We start from the raw sequence: 15,856 nt of genomic DNA on the forward strand, positions 1-15,856 counted from the left end.
GTTTCATTACTTCTGCAAGGGGACGACCAGCAGATCGCAGGGCACCGTATTCATCAGCTGACGGGCGCTGGAGGTGAGCAGGCTCCAGAAGCTCTGGCGATGGCCGCACACCAGCAGGTCGATCTCGTACTCCTTGACCGCCTGATTGACCCGCTCGCTCAGATCGCCGCAGATCACCAGCTTCTTCTCGATGGGATAGTCCACCGAGGCCAGAAATGCCTCCAGCTTCTCTTTCGCTTCGGCGATCACCTGATCCTGCACGTTGTCGATGTCGATATCGATCATCTCGGTGTAGAGATCCTTGAGGTCCACATCGACATGGATAACCGACAGCTTGGCGCCGTTGGAGCGGGCTCTGTCCACCGCCTTGTCGATTACCTTGCGGTTGTCTTCAGAGAGGTCGATCGCAGCCAGAATGTGCTTGTAATAGGTTGTTCCACTCATGGGGGTTCTCCTTACCGATCCTTCAGCCCACTATACCAATCTCTGCTGAAACTAAAATGGTGCCTCAGGCACAGTTTTGGGATTTAAATGAGTTTAATGGCGTGTGACACAGGGTCAGCCACTCAGTTATTAACCACTATTTGCCTATAAATTAAACAAGAGTTTGACGCCGGTCACACCCCTCGGCTTGCCGATCTGGGGGGAGAGGCATAGGATGGGCCCGTGCTTCGCAATGAACACAAAACAACAAAAAGCATCTGAATACCGCTTTGGGGAGCCACGTGCTCCCTTTTGTTTTTCTGCCTCAATTCCCGCGGCTTTTCTGACTGATAGCGATCCGGCATCAAGTTAATCTCTTTCGATTTGGTTATGCTGTAGCCAGTTTCTTTGGAGGCCTTCCCATGATCATTCATCCCCAGATTCAAGGTTGTGTTGCCCGCAACTGTCACCCTATCGGCTGTCGCGCCGCCGTGCAGCAGCAGATCGAACGCATCAAGGCCGCGGGCCCGTTCAATGGGCCCAGGCGGGTGCTGGTGCTGGGGGCCTCCTCCGGGTTTGGGCTGGCATCGCGCATTGCGCTCGCCTTTGGGGCTGGTGCCGACACCATCGGCATCTCGTTTGAGCGCGGCCCTTCCGACAAAGGATTGGGTAGCGCCGGTTGGTACAACAACATCTGGTTTCGCAAGGAGGCGGAGCAGGAGGGGCGTATCGCCATCAACCTGATTGGCGATGCCTTCTCCGACGGGATGCGCCAGCAGGCCATCGATACCATCCGCCAGCAGCTTGGGCAGGTGGATCTGGTGATCTATTCGCTGGCGAGTGGCATCCGGGTGCTGCCCGATGGCACGCAGGTGCGTTCGGTGCTCAAGACCACCGGCCAGCCGTTCAGCGGTTGGGGATTGGATCTGGAACGCGATACCTTGGTGCAGCAGTCGCTGGCGCCCGCCACGCCGGAGGAGATCCGCGACACCGTCACCGTGATGGGGGGCGAGGATTGGCAGCTCTGGATGCAGGCGTTGCAGCAGGCCGACTGTCTCGCGCCCGGCGCGCAAACCGTGGCTTACTCCTATATCGGCCCCGAGTCCACCTATCCCCTCTATCGCGATGGCTCCATCGGTTATGCCAAGGAGCATCTGCACGCCTCCGCCGAGACCATCAACCTGCAGCTGGCCGAGATTGGCGGTTACGCCTGGGTATCGGTCTGCAAGGCGCTGGTAACCAAGGCGAGCGCCTATATTCCGGTGCTGCCGGTCTATCTCGGCTTGCTGATGGGGGTGATGAAGGAGCGCGGTGTGCACGAAGGCTGCATCGAGCAGATGCAGCGACTGTTTGCCGCCAAGATGTACGGGCCCAATGGGGTGGTGGCCGATGGCAACCGGCTGATCCGGATGGATGACCACGAGCTCGACCCCGCCATTCAGGCCGCCGTCTCGGCGCTCTGGCCCAAGGTAACGCCGGACAATTTTCACGCCCTGGGGGACTTTGCCGGGCTGCGGCAGGATTTTATGCAGCTCAACGGCTTCGAGCTGCCGGGCGTCGATTATGCGGCGCCGGTGGATGTCGCCTCCCTTGGCGAGCTGACCCCCTGAGCTGAAAGAAACGGGATCTCCCTCTCGTTGGCGGGTTGATTCGCGGCGGGAGTGTGGCGACAATCGATACCAAATCACTGAGGAGAAACAAGATGCTGGCACAAGCCATGATCGAGAAGTTGAACGAGCAGATTAACCTGGAGTTCTACTCCTCCAATCTCTATCTGCAGATGAGCGCCTGGTGCGAAGACAAGGGCTTTGAGGGGGCGGCGACCTTCCTGCGTCAGCACGCGGTCGAGGAGCGCCAGCACATGGAGCGTCTGTTCACCTACGTGAGCGAGACCGGCGCCATGCCCAAGCTGGGCGCCATCGATGCCCCTCCCCACGAGTTCAAGTCGCTGGGCGACGTGTTCCGTACCACCCTGGAGCACGAGTATCACATCACCAAGTGCATCAATGGTCTGGCTCACGTGGCCTTCACTACTCAGGACTACTCCACCTTCAACTTCCTGCAGTGGTATGTGGCCGAGCAGCATGAAGAGGAGAAGCTGTTCAAGAGCATCGTCGACCGTCTGGGTCTGGTGGGTGAAGATGGCAAAGGCCTCTACTTCATCGACAAGGAGCTGGCCGAACTGGCCAAGGGCGCCCCTGCCAGCATCATGGACAGCAACGCCTGATAGTCGTGGACACTTAGTGTTCAGCCAGTACAATAACGGCCCTTTTAAGGGCCGTTGTTTATTCTGGTGGGCAGCCACTATGGTTCTGTTCCGCCAGAGGCAATCTCGGTTCTGGCCAGGTGCCGTTTCTATTTTGATAAGTGAGTGATGATGAAGCAGGTCGATGTGGTGGTGATCGGGGCCGGTGCGGCCGGATTGATGTGTGCGGCGCAGGCGGGCTATCGGGGCCGCTCCGTGCTGGTGCTCGACAATGCCAAGAAACCGGGCCGCAAGATCCTCATCAGTGGCGGCGGTCGCTGCAACTTCACCAACCATCAGGCTGGCGCTCACGCCTACTTGTCGGAGAATCCCCACTTCAGCAAGTCGGCGCTGGCCCGCTACACCCAGCAGGACTTCATCGATCTGGTGGATCGCCACGGGGTAAACTATCACGAGCGCACCCTGGGGCAGCTGTTCTGCCTCGAGAGTGCCAAGGATATCGTCGATGTGCTGCTCACCGAGTGCGACTGGGCCGGGGTGACCCTGCAGTTCCAGACCGAAATCCTCACCGTCAGCAAGCAGGACGAAGGCTTTGTGTTGACCACCAGCAAGGGTGAGATCGGCTGCCACTCGCTGGTGGTGGCGACCGGCGGTCTCTCCATGCCCAAGCTGGGGGCGACCCCTTATGGCTTCAAGCTGGCGGAGCAGTTCGGTCTCAAGGTGCTGCCGACCCGCGCCGGTCTGGTGCCCTTCACCCTCCATCAGGCCGAGAAAGAGGCGTTCGCCGATCTGGCGGGCATCAGCCTGCCGGTGGCGGTGACCGCCGAGGATGGCACTCGCTTCAAGGAGGCGATGCTGTTCACCCATCGCGGCCTCTCCGGCCCCGTCATCCTGCAGATCTCCTCCTACTGGCATGCGGGTGAGAAGATCCACATCAACCTGCTGCCGGAGCTGGATATTCCGGCTGCCCTGCGCGAGTGGGCGCAGGCTCACCCGGCGCAGGAGCTGAAAACCGTGCTGGGGCGCGAGCTGCCCAAGCGCTTCGTCGACAAGCTGGTGGAGCTGGACCAGCTGGTCAGCAAGCCGATGCGCCAGTACAACGAGCGGGAGCTGGAAGCGGTGGCCAATTTGCTGGGTGACTGGCAGATCCTGCCCAACGGCACCGAGGGGTATCGCACCGCAGAAGTGACCCTGGGTGGCGTCGATACCAACGAGCTCTCCTCCAAGACCATGGAGGCACGCAAGGTGCCCGGCCTCTACTTCATCGGCGAGGTGGTGGATGTGACCGGCTGGCTCGGTGGCTACAACTTCCAGTGGGCCTGGTCCTCCGGCTGGGTGGCCGGTCAGTACTGTTGATGTCACAGGGGCTGGTTTATCCGGCCCCGATTTATTGGTCAGATCGGTCGGGTTGCCGCAAGGGGGCGCAGATGCTTGAGAATCAGATGATGTTGTTGGCGGTGTTCGAACGGGCGGCGCTGATGCTGATGACCCTCTTCTTCCTGACCCGCACCCGGCCGTTCCAGCGGCTGTTCCAGAAGCGGGATCACACCCCGGCGGAGCTGGTGCTGGTGGCCTCCATCTTCGGCCTGTTTGCGGTGTTCAGTACCTACACCGGCATTCCGGTAGAGGGGGCGCTGATCAACGTGCGGATCATTGCCATCATCTCCGGCGGCATTCTGTTTGGCCCCTGGGTCGGTATCCCGGCCGGGGTCATCTCCGGCCTGCACCGCTACCTCATCGATATGGACGGTCACACTTCCATCCCTTGCCTTATCGCCAGCATCATCGCCGGGCTGCTCGCCACCTGGTTGCACCTGCGCTGTCGAAAGTCGCGGCTCTGGCTCTACGGCATTCTGGCGGGGATGCTGTGCGAAGGGCTCACCATGCTGCTGATCTGGCTGCTGACCGAGCCCCACGAAGTGGGGGTGGAGATCGTTAACCATATCGCCTATCCGATGATTGCCGGGGCGCTCTGCATCGGCCTTATCATCAAGCTGGTGCAGGATCTGGATGACGAGAAGGAGCTGATTGCTGCCAAGCAGGCCAAGCTGGCGCTCGATATTGCCAACAAGACGCTGCCCTTCTTCCAGAACATCGATCGCCACTCCCTCAGTCAGGTGTGCGATGTGATCCGGCGCGACATCAGCGCCGATGCGGTGGCCATCACAGATACCCATGACGTGCTGGCCTATGTCGGGGTGGGCAAGGATTACTACGAGCTGGACGAGCACCACGCCATCAGCGGCATGACCCAGCAGGCGGTGCTGCTCGACCAGATCATCATCAACAACGATCTGCGCCAGTATCACCTCTCCGATTTCCACTCGGTCATCATTATTCCGCTGCGGGAAAACGGTTCGGTGAGTGGTACCCTCAAGATCTACTACCGTCGCACCCACAGCATCACCAGCTCCCTGCGGGAGATGGCGGTGGGCCTTTCCCAGCTCATCTCCACCCAGATGGAGGTGTCGCGCATCGAGCAGCTCAAGGAGATGACCCGCAAGGCGGAGTTCACCGCGCTGCAGAGCAAGATCAACCCGCACTTCCTGTTCAATGCCCTCAACGCCATCTCGTCGCTGATCCGCATCCGGCCCCAGCAGGCGCGCCAGCTCATTGCCAATCTGGCGGATTATCTGCGCTACAACCTCAACAAGGGGGATGAACTCATCGACATTCAGGAGGAGCTGCAGCAGGTGCGCGACTACGTGGCCATCGAGCAGGCCCGCTTCGGCGACAAGCTGGAGGTGGTGTTCGAGGTGGACGATGTGCACATTCAGGTGCCGAGCCTGTTGTTGCAGCCGCTGGTGGAAAACGCCATCCTGCACGGCATCCAGCCCCGCAGCGCGCCGGGCCGGGTCACTATCGAGGTGAAACAGCTGGCGGGCGGCATCCGGGTATCGGTGCGCGATACCGGTTACGGCATCAGTCAGGCGGTGATCGACGGGGTAGCCGCCGGTCGGGTGGAGAGCCGCAGCATCGGCCTGATGAACGTGCATCAGCGGGTCAAGCTGCTCTATGGCGACGGCCTGCACCTCAAGCGGCTGGAGCCGGGTACCGAAGTGAGTTTCTATCTGCCGGATCAGGAGTCGATGCCATGCTGAGAGCCATCATGGTTGAGGATAAGTGTGTGCCGCGAGAGGTGTTGTCATGCTGAAAGCGATCATAGTGGAAGACGAGTATCTGGCTCGCGAAGAGCTGATCTATCTGGTGAATCAGCACAGCCAGATCGAGATAGTGGCGAGCTTCGAGGATGGGCTGGAGGCGTTCAAATACCTGCAGGATCACGAGGTGGATGTGGTGTTTCTGGATATCCAGATCCCCTCCATCGATGGCCTGCTGCTGGCCAAGAACCTGCACAAGTCGAGCCATCCGCCCCACATCGTCTTCGTTACCGCCTACAAGGAGTTTGCGGTGGAAGCGTTCGAGCTGGAGGCGTTCGACTACATCCTCAAGCCCTACAACGAGCCGCGCCTCATCAATCTGCTGCAAAAGCTCGAGCATGCGGGCAAGTCGCAGCCAGCCTCCACGGGGGAGGCGAGCGGCGAGGGGAGCAGCCCCCACAATCGCACCGTCAATCTGGTGAAGGGGGAGCGCATCATCGTCACCCCCTGCGAGCAGATCTACTACGCGGAAGCCGACGAGAAGCTCACCTATGTCTATACCCGCGATGATCGCTACGTGATGACCATGACCATCAGCGAGTTTGTCAGCCGCCTGCCTGCCGAGGGGTTCTTCCGTTGCCACCGCTCCTACTGCGTCAACATCAACAAGATCCGCGAAATAGTCCCCTGGTTTAACAGCACCTATCTCATCCGGCTCCATGATCTGCCGTTCGAGGTGCCGGTCAGTCGCAGCAACATCAAGGCGTTCCGTCAGCTGATGCGGCTCTGATTGTCATTCATTCCCGTCGATCTGCATTTCATGCCTTAATCGATCGGCGCGAACTGCGTCTTGCCTATAGTGGCCTCAATTTCCTTAAGGCCATCGACCGAGACGCATCATGACCAAAGAGATGAACCGCACCCGGTACCTGACACTGATCGGTACCATCATCACCCAGTTCGCACTGGGTTCTGTCTACACCTGGAGCCTGTTCAACGCCCAGCTCTCTGACAAGCTGGACGAGCCGGTGAGTCAGGTCGCCTTCGCCTTCGGCCTGCTCAGCCTCTCGCTGGCGGTCGCCTCCTCCATGGCGGGCAAACTGCAGGAGCGATTCGGGGTGCGCAACGTGACCCTGGGTGCCGGCGTGCTGCTCGGCATCGGCTTCTTCCTCACTGCCCATGCCAGCAATCTGGCGATGCTCTACCTCTGCGCGGGCATTCTGGTCGGTTTTGCCGACGGTACCGGCTACCTGATGACCCTCTCCAACTGCGTGAAGTGGTTCCCGGAGCGCAAGGGGCTCATCTCCGCCTGCTCCATCGGTGCCTATGGTCTCGGCAGTCTCGGTTTCAAATACATCAACCTGCTGCTGCTCTCCAGCTCCGGCCTTGAGACCACCTTCCAGCTGTGGGGGCTGATTGCCATGTCCATGGTGCTGGTGGGCGGCATGCTGATGAAGGATGCGCCCAAGCAGGCCGCTTCCGTGCAGCAGAGCGAGAGCCGTGACTTCACTCTGGCCGAGGCGATGCGCAAGCCGCAGTACTGGATGCTGGCGCTGATGTTCCTCACCGCCTGCATGAGCGGCCTCTACGTCATCGGCGTGGCCAAGGATATCGGCGAGAAGATGGTGGGTCTGCCAGCAGTGGTGGCTGCCAATGCCGTCGCCATCATCGCCATGGCAAACCTGGGTGGCCGTCTGGTGCTGGGGATCCTCTCCGACAAGATGTCCCGCATCCGGGTCATCACCATTGCCCAGCTGATTACCCTGGCGGGCATGGCGCTGCTGCTGTTCGTGCCGCTCAACGCCAACCTGTTCTTCGTGGCGGTGGCCTGTGTGGCCTTCAGTTTCGGCGGCACCATCACCGTCTACCCCTCGCTGGTGAGCGACTTCTTCGGTCTCAACAACCTGACCAAGAACTACGGCGTCATCTATCTGGGCTTTGGTCTGGGCAGCATCATCGGCTCCATCGTGGCCTCCCTGTTTGGCGGCTTTATGGCGACCTTCCACCTGATCCTGGTGTTGCTGGTGGTGGCGCTGGTGCTCTCCCTCACCATCCGCCTACCGGCACCGGTAGCGGTCGAGCGGGCCTGATAAGTCTCCCTGCCACAGCAAGCAAAAACAGAGACCCGGGCCATGCCCGGGTCTTTGCATTTCCGATGCTCGATCAGCGTGGCGCTAGCCCCAGCAGCTGGCGGGCCTGACGGCAGCTCTCTTCCACCGTTGACCAGTCGTCACCGGTTACCGTGATATGGCCCATCTTGCGGCCGGGGCGGGGTTCGCCCTTGCCATAGAGGTGCAGATGCAGGCCGGGCAGCGCCAGCAGGGCGGCCCAGTCTGGCGTGCCGTTCTGCCAGAGATCCCCCAGCAGGTTGATTAACAGGGCGGGGCGCACGGCGATCTGCTCCGGCAGCGGCAGATCGCACAGGGCCCGCACCTGCAACTCGAACTGGCTGCATGCGGCGTTGTCGAGGCTGGGATGGCCCGAGTTGTGGGGGCGTGGTGCCAGCTCGTTGACCAGCAGTCGCCCCTCCACCAGAAAGAACTCCACCGTCAGCACCCCGACGTAATCGAGGGCGGCAATCAGTCGCTCAGCGATTCCTTTGGCTTCGTTCTCCAGCGCCGGCAAATTGGCCGGGGAGCGAGTCTGATCGAGGATGCCGCCGCTGTGCCAGTTCTGTACCAGCGGCAGGGCGCTGATGGCGCCGCCCGGACTGCGCGCCAGGGCCAGGGCAAACTCCCCCTCCAGTGCCAGCCGTTTTTCCAGCACGCAGGGCACGCCACTGGCTGCCAGCGCGCTCGCCAGCTCATCCAGATTGCTCACCTGCCACTGCCCCTTGCCGTCGTACCCTTCGCGGGCCGTCTTGAGAATGGCGGGTAAGAGTTCACTGGCCTGTGCGGGGATAGGCTCTTCCGGCAGTAGCGCCAGATAGGGGGCGACTGTGATGTTGGTTCCGCGCAGAAAGGCTTTCTCTTTACGGCGATCCTGACAGATGCGCACCGCGCTGGCGGCCGGGCGTACCGGCTTTTGTTGTTCGAGCAGCGCGAGGGTGGCGGCGGGCACGTTCTCGAACTCGCAGCTGATGGCCTCGCAGCGGCTGGCCAGCTCGTGCAGGGCGGTCGGGTCGTCATAGGGGGCGACAATATGGTGATCGGCGGCGGCCCCGGCGATGCTGGCCGGGTCGGGATCCAGCACCACCACCTTGTAGCCGAGGCGGTGGGCGGCCATCACGAAGTAGCGGCCGAGCTGGCCGCCCCCCAGCATGCCGAGGGTGGCGGGGGGCAGGATCATGTCGGCTCCTCCAGCGTGAGGGCCAGCACCCGGGCGCGCTCGCGGGTGCGGAAGTCGTCGAGCTGCTGCCGGTAGCGGGGGGCGTCGCCGTCTTGTGCAACGGAGAGCAGAGAGACCGCAAACAGGGCGGCGTTGGCAGCCCCCGCTTCGCCGATGGCGAAGGTGGCGACCGGTACCCCTTTAGGCATCTGCACGATGGAGAGCAGGGAGTCCATCCCCTTGAGATGGCGTGATGGGATGGGCACCCCCAGCACCGGAAGAGTGGTCTTGGCGGCGACCATGCCCGGCAGATGGGCAGCGCCACCGGCCCCGGCGATGATGGCGCGCAGGCCGCGCTCGCGGGCAGTGGCGGCATACTCGAACAGCAGATCCGGGGTGCGATGGGCCGAGACCACTTGCGCCTCGTAGGGCACGCCGTGCTCCTTGAGGATGCGGGCGGCGGCCTGTAGCACGGGCCAGTCGGAGTCGGAGCCCATTACCAGGCCGATCAGGGGAGGGGTGTTCATGTGTATTGGTTCCTTGCTGTTAAACGTTTGCTTTTGGTAAACAAAAAGAGCCGGCAAGCCGGCTCAGAATTTCTCGGGTCGCACGATTTCGACCGGTTGCAGAAAGGCGATCATGGCGTAATCGGGGTAGTAGCGACTCTGCAGGTGGGCCAGCAGCCGCTCCGCCTGCTCCCGGCTGCAGATGGCCTCCAGCCGGATGTTGCCGCTCTCGCTCCAGCTGGCGTTGCGTTCGCCATGATCCCCCCGGCCGCGGGCATCTGTGATGGTGTAGCCTCGCAGCCCCTCGCGGGTGAGGGTGCGCAGCAGGGTCGGCTCCAGATTGGCTTCCGTGATGACGGTGAGCAGGGTGCGGGTCTCGGTCTGCATGTGGCTACTCCGTGAAGTGGCGGGCCCAGCTGTGGTAGAGCGGGATCCCCAGCATGATGTTGAACGGGAAGGTGACCCCCAGTACGGCGCTGAGGGACAGCCCCGGGTTGGCCTGAGGCACGGCGATGCGCATGGTGGCCGGCACGGCAATATAGGAGGCGCTCGCCGCCAGGGTGGCCAGCAGGGTCAGGCCGCCGAGGGAGAGCCCCATCAGCTGGCCAGCCGCCAGCCCCAGTCCCGCTGAAGCGAGCGGCATCAACAGGGCGAAGCCGAGCAGGAACAGGCCGTGGCGGCGCAGATCCTGACACTGACGGGCGACGATCAGGCCCATCTCCAGCAGGAACAGCGCCAGCGCCCCCTTGAACAGGTCGACAAATAGCGGCTTGAGCGGAGCAATTCCATCCGGCCCGGCCAGATAGCCGATGGCCATGCCGCCGAGCAGAAGGGTCACCCCTTTGCCGAGGAAGGTCTCGTGGGCCAGCATGCGCCAGCGGGTCTCGCGACTGATGCCGCGGGCCAGCACTATGCCCACCAGAATGGCCGGGATCTCCATCACCGCGAGGAAGATGGAGAGCTGGGATTCAAAGCTGATGCCTCGCTCGGTCAGCCAGTTCACCCCGACTGCAAAGGTGGCTACACTGACTGAGCCGTAGTGGGCTGCGGTGGCAGCGGCATCGACCCGGTTCATCTTGAGGCGCAGAACGGCAAAGCCGAGCAGGGTTTGCACCACGCCGAGCAGGATCACCAGCGCCAGTTGCGGCAGCAGAGGCTGCAGGGATTGCTGGGCCAGACCGATGCCGCCCTTGAGGCCGATGGCCAGCAGCAAAAAGAGGGAGAGAGTGTCGTAGAGGGCAGGAGGCAGTTTGAGCTCGGAGCGCACCAGACCGGCCAGCAGACCAAACAGAAAGAAGAGTACAACAACGTCCAGCATGATGGTTCGCAGGGCTGTTCAGATAATGGTTGCATGCTAGAGCCCGCAATGTTTCGATAAAATCAGATTCTCAATGATAGTTGTTCGGTAAAAACTGATAGGGAACGGCATGCTCAACTACAAACAGCTCTACTACTTCTGGCATGTGGCACGCAGCGGCAGCGTGACGCAGGCTGCTGAACAGCTGCACTTAACGCCGCAGACCATCAGCGGTCAGGTCGCCGAGCTGGAGCAGTCCCTCGGAGTGGCGCTGTTCAACCGGGTGGGGCGGCGTCTGGTGCTGACTGCTGCGGGTCGGCAGGCGCAGGAGCAGGCGGGGGCGATTTTCTCGCTCGGCGCCGAGCTGGAGCATACCCTGCGCCACGCTAGTCAGGAGCTGACTATGCAGGTGGGGATCGCCGATTCGGTACCCCGCACCTTGGCGTTCGAGCTGCTGGCCCCCGCCATGGCGCTGGCGACTCCGTTGCGGCTGGTGTGTCACGAGGAGCGGGCCGAGCAGCTGTTCAGCGAGCTGGCCCGCCACAAGCTCGACATGGTGCTGATCGATCGCCCGCTTCCTCCCGACAGCGGCGTGCGTGGCTATAACCACGAGCTGGGGCGCAGCCCGCTGGCGCTGTTTGCCAGTCCCGAGTTGGCGGCGCGGGCGCGGGATGGCTTTCCCGCCTCGTTGGAGGGGTTGCCGTTGCTGATCCCCGGAGAGAAATCGGCTACCCACGATCGGCTGCTGGCCTGGTATCGCCAGCAGGGCATTCATCCCCATCTGGTGGGGCAGTTTGATGACTCCACCCTGATGAAGTCGTTCGGCAAGGCGGGGATGGGGATCTTCCCGGCGCCGCTGGCGATGGCTGACGAGATTGGTCGCCTCTACGGAGTGGAGCGGATTGCGACCCTCACCGACGTTACGCTCTCTTACTATCTGGTCTCGGCAGGGCGCCATCTCTCCCATCCTGGGGTACAGGCAGTGATGGAGGGGGCCCAGCAGCGGTTGGCGGCGCTGGCGGGGAATAAATAGAAATCTGGATGGCTATACATCCAGCTTGGCTCTGCCTATAATCCTCCCGCTTTGGCGCATCATGCTTAATAGGGAATCCGGTGAGAATCCGGAGCTGGCGCGCAGCGGTAAGGGGGAACGAAGCGACATCAGGGCACTGCCGTCAGGCGGGAAGCCGTCGCCGTAGGCCATCAGCCCCCGAGCCCGAAGACCTGCCAGAGTTCGTATTTCGGGCCGAGAGAAACCGGCCACGAAGTAGATACTTACGCGAACTTAAGGATCTCTCATGTCAAAGAAATTTCTGGCGGCTGCCCTGTTGCCGACGGCGGCGTTTGCCCAGCAGCTGACCATTCCCGTCAATCCCACCATGGTGGTGACCGCTACCCGCGTCGCCCAACCTGCCTCCAGCGTGCTTGCCCCGGTCAATGTGGTGACCCGGGACGAGATCGATCGCCTGCAAGCCCAGACCGTGACCGATGTGGTCAAGACCCTGCCCGGTGTGGAAGTGGTCAGCAATGGTGGCCGAGGCCAGCTCAGCTCGCTGCGGGTGCGTGGTGGCACCTCTTCCCAGACGCTGGTGCTGGTGGATGGGGTGCGCAGTGCCTCCCTGACCGCCGGGATGACCGAACTGAACAATCTGCCACTCAATCAGGTGGAGCGCATTGAATACATTCGTGGCCCACGCGCCACCATTTATGGTTCTGATGCCATCGGCGGGGTGATCAACATCATTACCCGTCCCGACAAGGGGACAAATCAGCACAAGTTCAATATCGGTGCTGGTTCCCATCAACAGCGTCAGGCCGCTTTCAGTAGTGCCAGCCAGGTAGGTGAGGCGGGTCAGCTCAAGGTGGCTGGCGGTTTTGATGATGAAGAGGGTTACAACGTACACCCCTTGCCCGGCATCAACGATGGTGACCGTCACGGGCATCAGGGCTACAACGCCATGCTGGACTACCAGCAGGCGCTCGGCAGCAATTGGGATCTGTTCGGTACAACCCGCTGGTTCCGCAATGTCGCCCAGTACGACCGCTCTTCTGCGGCTTCCGCCTGGGGGCCTGCCACCCATCAGCGCAACGAGACCTGGACTGAAAACCAGAGCTATCAGCTGGGGTCGCGCTATCACGATGATCGCTATCTGAGTGAGTTGCGTGGCGCCTTCTCCAAACAGGATGCGTACGACTATCAGGACAACAGTGGGCGCGATCAGGCCAATACCCGGACCTACACCCGCCAGTACAGCCTGAACTGGGTCAACAGCTTGAGATTGAACGAGAGCTGGACGCTGGGAGGCGGGGCCGATTGGCAGAGTGATCGACTGCATGATCGCTCCCGCTCCTCCGGCTCCACGTATCCGGTCGATGCCAAAGAGCGCGACAACACCGGCCTCTATGCCCTGGCCCAGTTTGACAACCAGATATGGCAGGGTGAGCTGAGCGGCCGCAGTGATGACAACGAGCAGTTTGGTCGTCACAACACCTGGCAAACCGGGGCAGGCTGGCGTTTTGTCGAGGATTACCGCCTGAGCGCCCGCTATGGCACCGGTTTCCGCGCCCCCTCCTTTAATGACCTTTACTATCCGGGCTCTGGCAATCCCAACCTGAAGCCGGAAGAGTCGAAGAGCAGCGAGCTGATGCTGGATGGTCAAACTGCGGGTGTCGAGTGGCGTATGACCGGTTATCGCAATGATTTCGAGCAGATGATCCAGTGGGCGCCCAACAGTCAGGGTATGTGGACACCACAGAACGTTGGCAAGGCGCGCATTGAAGGGATCGAGCTGGAAGGGGAGTTTGATACCGGCTGGTTGAGTCATAGAGTCTCTGCCGAATACAAGGATCCCAAAGACAAGGTGACCGATAAACAGTTGCAGCTGATCTCCCGTAAAGGGGCCAAGTGGGTAACTCAGGCGCAGTGGCAGCAGCTTGATGGTTCCTTGAGCTGGCTCTATCAGGGTGAGCGCTATGGCGATGTGGCTAACACCACCAAACTCGGTGGCTACAGCGTGTGGAATCTGGCTGTCGGCTACAAGGTCACCCCAGCGCTCAAGGTATCTGGCAAGATCAACAACCTGCTGGACAAGGACTATCAGACGGCAGTGGGTTACCCTGCCGATGAGCGCGCTTACTACGTGACAATGGATTACTCACTCTAAGCCGGACCCGGCCAAGCGGAAAAATCAGGGGCCCTGCCATTGGCAGGGCCTTTTCTATTGGCGGCAGGCGGGAGTATGATCGCCGCCTTGCACCAAAGGGGAGCTCAAGTGGCCAATATTCTCGTGTTTGATTCCGGTATGGGTGGCCTGACCATCTACCGCGAGATCCGTCGCGTTCTGCCGGCACACAACTATTTCTACTGCTTCGACAATGCCAACTTCCCCTATGGTGAATTGAGCGAGCCCGCCCTGATTGCTGCCTGCACCCGATTGGTTACCACCATGGTGGCCCGTCATCAGATCGATCTGGTGGTGATTGCCTGCAACACGGCCAGCACCATAGCGCTGCCGGCCTTGCGTGAGGCGCTGGATATTCCCGTGGTGGGGGTGGTGCCAGCCATCAAGCCCGCCGCAGCCCAGACTCGCAACGGTTGTATCGGTTTGCTGGCTACGCCAGGCACTGTGAGTCGTGACTATACCCACGAACTGATCGCCCAGTTTGCTCCCGGCAAGCGGGTGCTGCTCAAGGGCACCACCGAGCTGGTCATAGAAGCCGAACACAAGCTGGCGGGCCTGCCGGTCAACATGGCGTTGTTGAGCGAAGTATTGGCCGACTGGCTGGAGGGGGAAGAGAAGCCGGATACGCTGGTGCTCGGTTGTACTCACTTCCCGCTACTTAATGAAGAGATTGGGCAACTGATGCCGCAATGCCAGCTTATTGACTCGGGCAGTGCTGTTGCCAAACGGGTGGCCTGGTTGCTGAACAATGGCGGGCATGCCACCGTGCAGCCTGTACATATAGAAGAGGTAATTGCCAGGGCTTACTGTACCCGGCTGGATGGGGAGGCTCAAAAACTGACAGCCCCCTTGCAAGCATGGGGGCTGTCATCACTGGAAGAGGTGAAGTACTGACGAGCGGTTAGGCGTCAGTTTCGCTACCTTCTCTTTCCTCTTTATCACGTTTGTCATTCGCTTCACGCACCTTGAGGGTGCGCTGCTGATACTCTTTGTCATTCAAAGCGGCAATCGCCTTGGCGGCATCGGCGGCGGGCATCTCCACGAAACCGAAACCTCTGCGCTTGCCGGTTGCCTTGTCCTTCATCAACCGCACGGAAATGACCTGGCCCTGTTCGGCAAACAATTCGCGCACTGCGATCTCATTGGCGCGATAGGGCAGGTTGCCTACATATAAGGTGCAAGTCTCCTGATTGGCGATCGACTCGGCGACATTAGCCGGGGTTCGCTTCAGGAACAGCGGTACCACGAAACCGCCGATGGCCAGACCTGCTGCAAAAATCACTTCCGCTTTCAAAGAGAACTGCAGGGCCTGGGCAACCAGGTAGCCAACCACTGCCAATACCAGAGCAAGGATTGCGGCCTGCATATATACGGGAAACTTGGATAAATTCATCTTAAAAGACCTTTTGTAAATGAAAGCAAAAAAGGTGCAACACTATATTCACCTCCATGGTAACCAGCTTTCCTGATTGGCGCTACCATGGACCACTCGGGAGAGGTTATCGGCTCCAGTATGGCATTCCCAAGGTCACTGAAGGCGACATAAATGACGCTAAAATGGGAGTGAAATAACCGGATTGTGGATAACATTGTATATATACACTGAGTAAGTTGTTTCTAATTGAATAATTTGAAATTTTCGTGATTTTCTTCAAAAAAAGTCTTGTCATCGCAGCGCCGCTCCCTATAATGCGCCCCTACCAGCACGGCGGAACACGCCAAACTGATGAGCTAGCTTCCTGGTGAAGTGGGCGCCGAAAGAAAAGCGAAAACAATCGCTTGACTTTCGAAGTGAGGAGCGTAATATGCGCCTCCTCAACGCGACAAGCGTGACGCTCTTTAACAATTTGAATCAAGCAATCTGTGTGGGCACT

15 protein-coding genes and 1 riboswitch are annotated in these 15,856 nt (G+C 60.6%); of the genes, 9 read left to right on the forward strand and 6 right to left on the reverse strand.

Features of this window, described 5'->3' with window-relative positions:
• Positions 1–6: 6 nt before the first annotated feature.
• A complete protein-coding gene (locus OKC43_RS19860) occupies positions 7–444 on the reverse strand; it encodes a universal stress protein (RefSeq protein ID WP_005339229.1) in 438 nt (145 codons plus the stop codon).
• 401 nt (positions 445–845) lie between these two features.
• On the opposite strand from OKC43_RS19860, the gene fabV reads away from it, so the two are divergent.
• The 6 genes from fabV (at position 846) to OKC43_RS19890 (ending at position 7,820) form a co-directional block, all read left to right on the forward strand.
• Complete coding sequence (fabV, locus tag OKC43_RS19865; protein WP_236272358.1) at positions 846–2,033, forward strand: enoyl-ACP reductase FabV; 1,188 nt, start codon at positions 846–848, stop codon at positions 2,031–2,033.
• Between the two features lie 92 nt (positions 2,034–2,125).
• Positions 2,126–2,650, forward strand: coding sequence for a non-heme ferritin (ftnA, locus tag OKC43_RS19870; RefSeq protein ID WP_005339225.1), 525 nt, complete (start codon positions 2,126–2,128; stop codon positions 2,648–2,650).
• Positions 2,651–2,800: 150 nt separating this feature from the next.
• A complete protein-coding gene (locus tag OKC43_RS19875) occupies positions 2,801–3,985 on the forward strand; it encodes an NAD(P)/FAD-dependent oxidoreductase (protein WP_021230473.1) in 1,185 nt (394 codons plus the stop codon).
• A gap of 71 nt (positions 3,986–4,056) precedes the next feature.
• Positions 4,057–5,730, forward strand: a complete 1,674-nt coding sequence (locus tag OKC43_RS19880) for a sensor histidine kinase (RefSeq protein ID WP_005339222.1) — start codon at positions 4,057–4,059, stop codon at positions 5,728–5,730.
• A 46-nt stretch (positions 5,731–5,776) separates the two neighbouring features.
• Complete coding sequence (locus OKC43_RS19885) at positions 5,777–6,520, forward strand: LytR/AlgR family response regulator transcription factor (protein WP_236272359.1); 744 nt, start codon at positions 5,777–5,779, stop codon at positions 6,518–6,520.
• A 109-nt stretch (positions 6,521–6,629) separates the two neighbouring features.
• Positions 6,630–7,820 (forward strand): L-lactate MFS transporter, encoded by a 1,191-nt coding sequence (locus OKC43_RS19890; RefSeq protein ID WP_040069602.1) that lies wholly within the window; start codon positions 6,630–6,632, stop codon positions 7,818–7,820.
• Positions 7,821–7,893: 73 nt separating this feature from the next.
• Here the strand turns inward: OKC43_RS19890 and OKC43_RS19895 are convergent, their stop codons facing one another.
• From OKC43_RS19895 to OKC43_RS19910, 4 genes are all read right to left on the reverse strand, one after another.
• On the reverse strand, positions 7,894–9,018 hold the full coding sequence (locus tag OKC43_RS19895) for a 5-(carboxyamino)imidazole ribonucleotide synthase (RefSeq protein WP_236272360.1): 1,125 nt from the start codon (positions 9,016–9,018) through the stop codon (positions 7,894–7,896).
• Positions 9,015–9,524: a 5-(carboxyamino)imidazole ribonucleotide mutase gene (gene purE / locus OKC43_RS19900; RefSeq protein WP_236272361.1), complete on the reverse strand. Its 510-nt coding sequence runs from the start codon at positions 9,522–9,524 to the stop codon at positions 9,015–9,017. Before purE ends, OKC43_RS19895 begins: the two co-directional genes overlap by 4 nt.
• Positions 9,525–9,587: 63 nt before the next feature.
• On the reverse strand, positions 9,588–9,890 hold the full coding sequence (locus OKC43_RS19905; protein WP_005321666.1) for a P-II family nitrogen regulator: 303 nt from the start codon (positions 9,888–9,890) through the stop codon (positions 9,588–9,590).
• Positions 9,891–9,894: 4 nt separating this feature from the next.
• Positions 9,895–10,821 carry a sodium-dependent bicarbonate transport family permease gene (locus tag OKC43_RS19910; RefSeq protein ID WP_236272362.1) on the reverse strand — a complete coding sequence of 309 codons (927 nt, stop codon included), beginning with the start codon at positions 10,819–10,821 and terminating at the stop codon, positions 9,895–9,897.
• Positions 10,822–10,930: 109 nt separating this feature from the next.
• Between OKC43_RS19910 and OKC43_RS19915 the strand changes: the two genes are divergently transcribed.
• From OKC43_RS19915 to murI, 3 genes are all read left to right on the forward strand, one after another.
• Positions 10,931–11,833 carry a LysR family transcriptional regulator gene (locus OKC43_RS19915; RefSeq protein ID WP_107683393.1) on the forward strand — a complete coding sequence of 301 codons (903 nt, stop codon included), beginning with the start codon at positions 10,931–10,933 and terminating at the stop codon, positions 11,831–11,833.
• Positions 11,834–11,868: 35 nt separating this feature from the next.
• Positions 11,869–12,046: riboswitch (cobalamin riboswitch) on the forward strand.
• 52 nt (positions 12,047–12,098) lie between these two features.
• The gene (locus tag OKC43_RS19920; RefSeq protein WP_236272363.1) at positions 12,099–13,964 is read left to right on the forward strand and encodes a TonB-dependent receptor domain-containing protein; all 1,866 of its coding nucleotides are present in this window, start codon (positions 12,099–12,101) and stop codon (positions 13,962–13,964) included.
• Positions 13,965–14,072: 108 nt separating this feature from the next.
• The gene (gene murI, locus OKC43_RS19925) at positions 14,073–14,876 is read left to right on the forward strand and encodes a glutamate racemase (RefSeq protein WP_194495425.1); all 804 of its coding nucleotides are present in this window, start codon (positions 14,073–14,075) and stop codon (positions 14,874–14,876) included.
• A gap of 7 nt (positions 14,877–14,883) precedes the next feature.
• Here the strand turns inward: murI and OKC43_RS19930 are convergent, their stop codons facing one another.
• Complete coding sequence (locus tag OKC43_RS19930; RefSeq protein ID WP_005339200.1) at positions 14,884–15,375, reverse strand: RNA recognition motif domain-containing protein; 492 nt, start codon at positions 15,373–15,375, stop codon at positions 14,884–14,886.
• Positions 15,376–15,856 lie beyond the last annotated feature (481 nt).

Source organism: Aeromonas sp. Y289-2, from assembly GCF_027705925.1.
Lineage (GTDB): Bacteria > Pseudomonadota > Gammaproteobacteria > Enterobacterales > Aeromonadaceae > Aeromonas > Aeromonas veronii.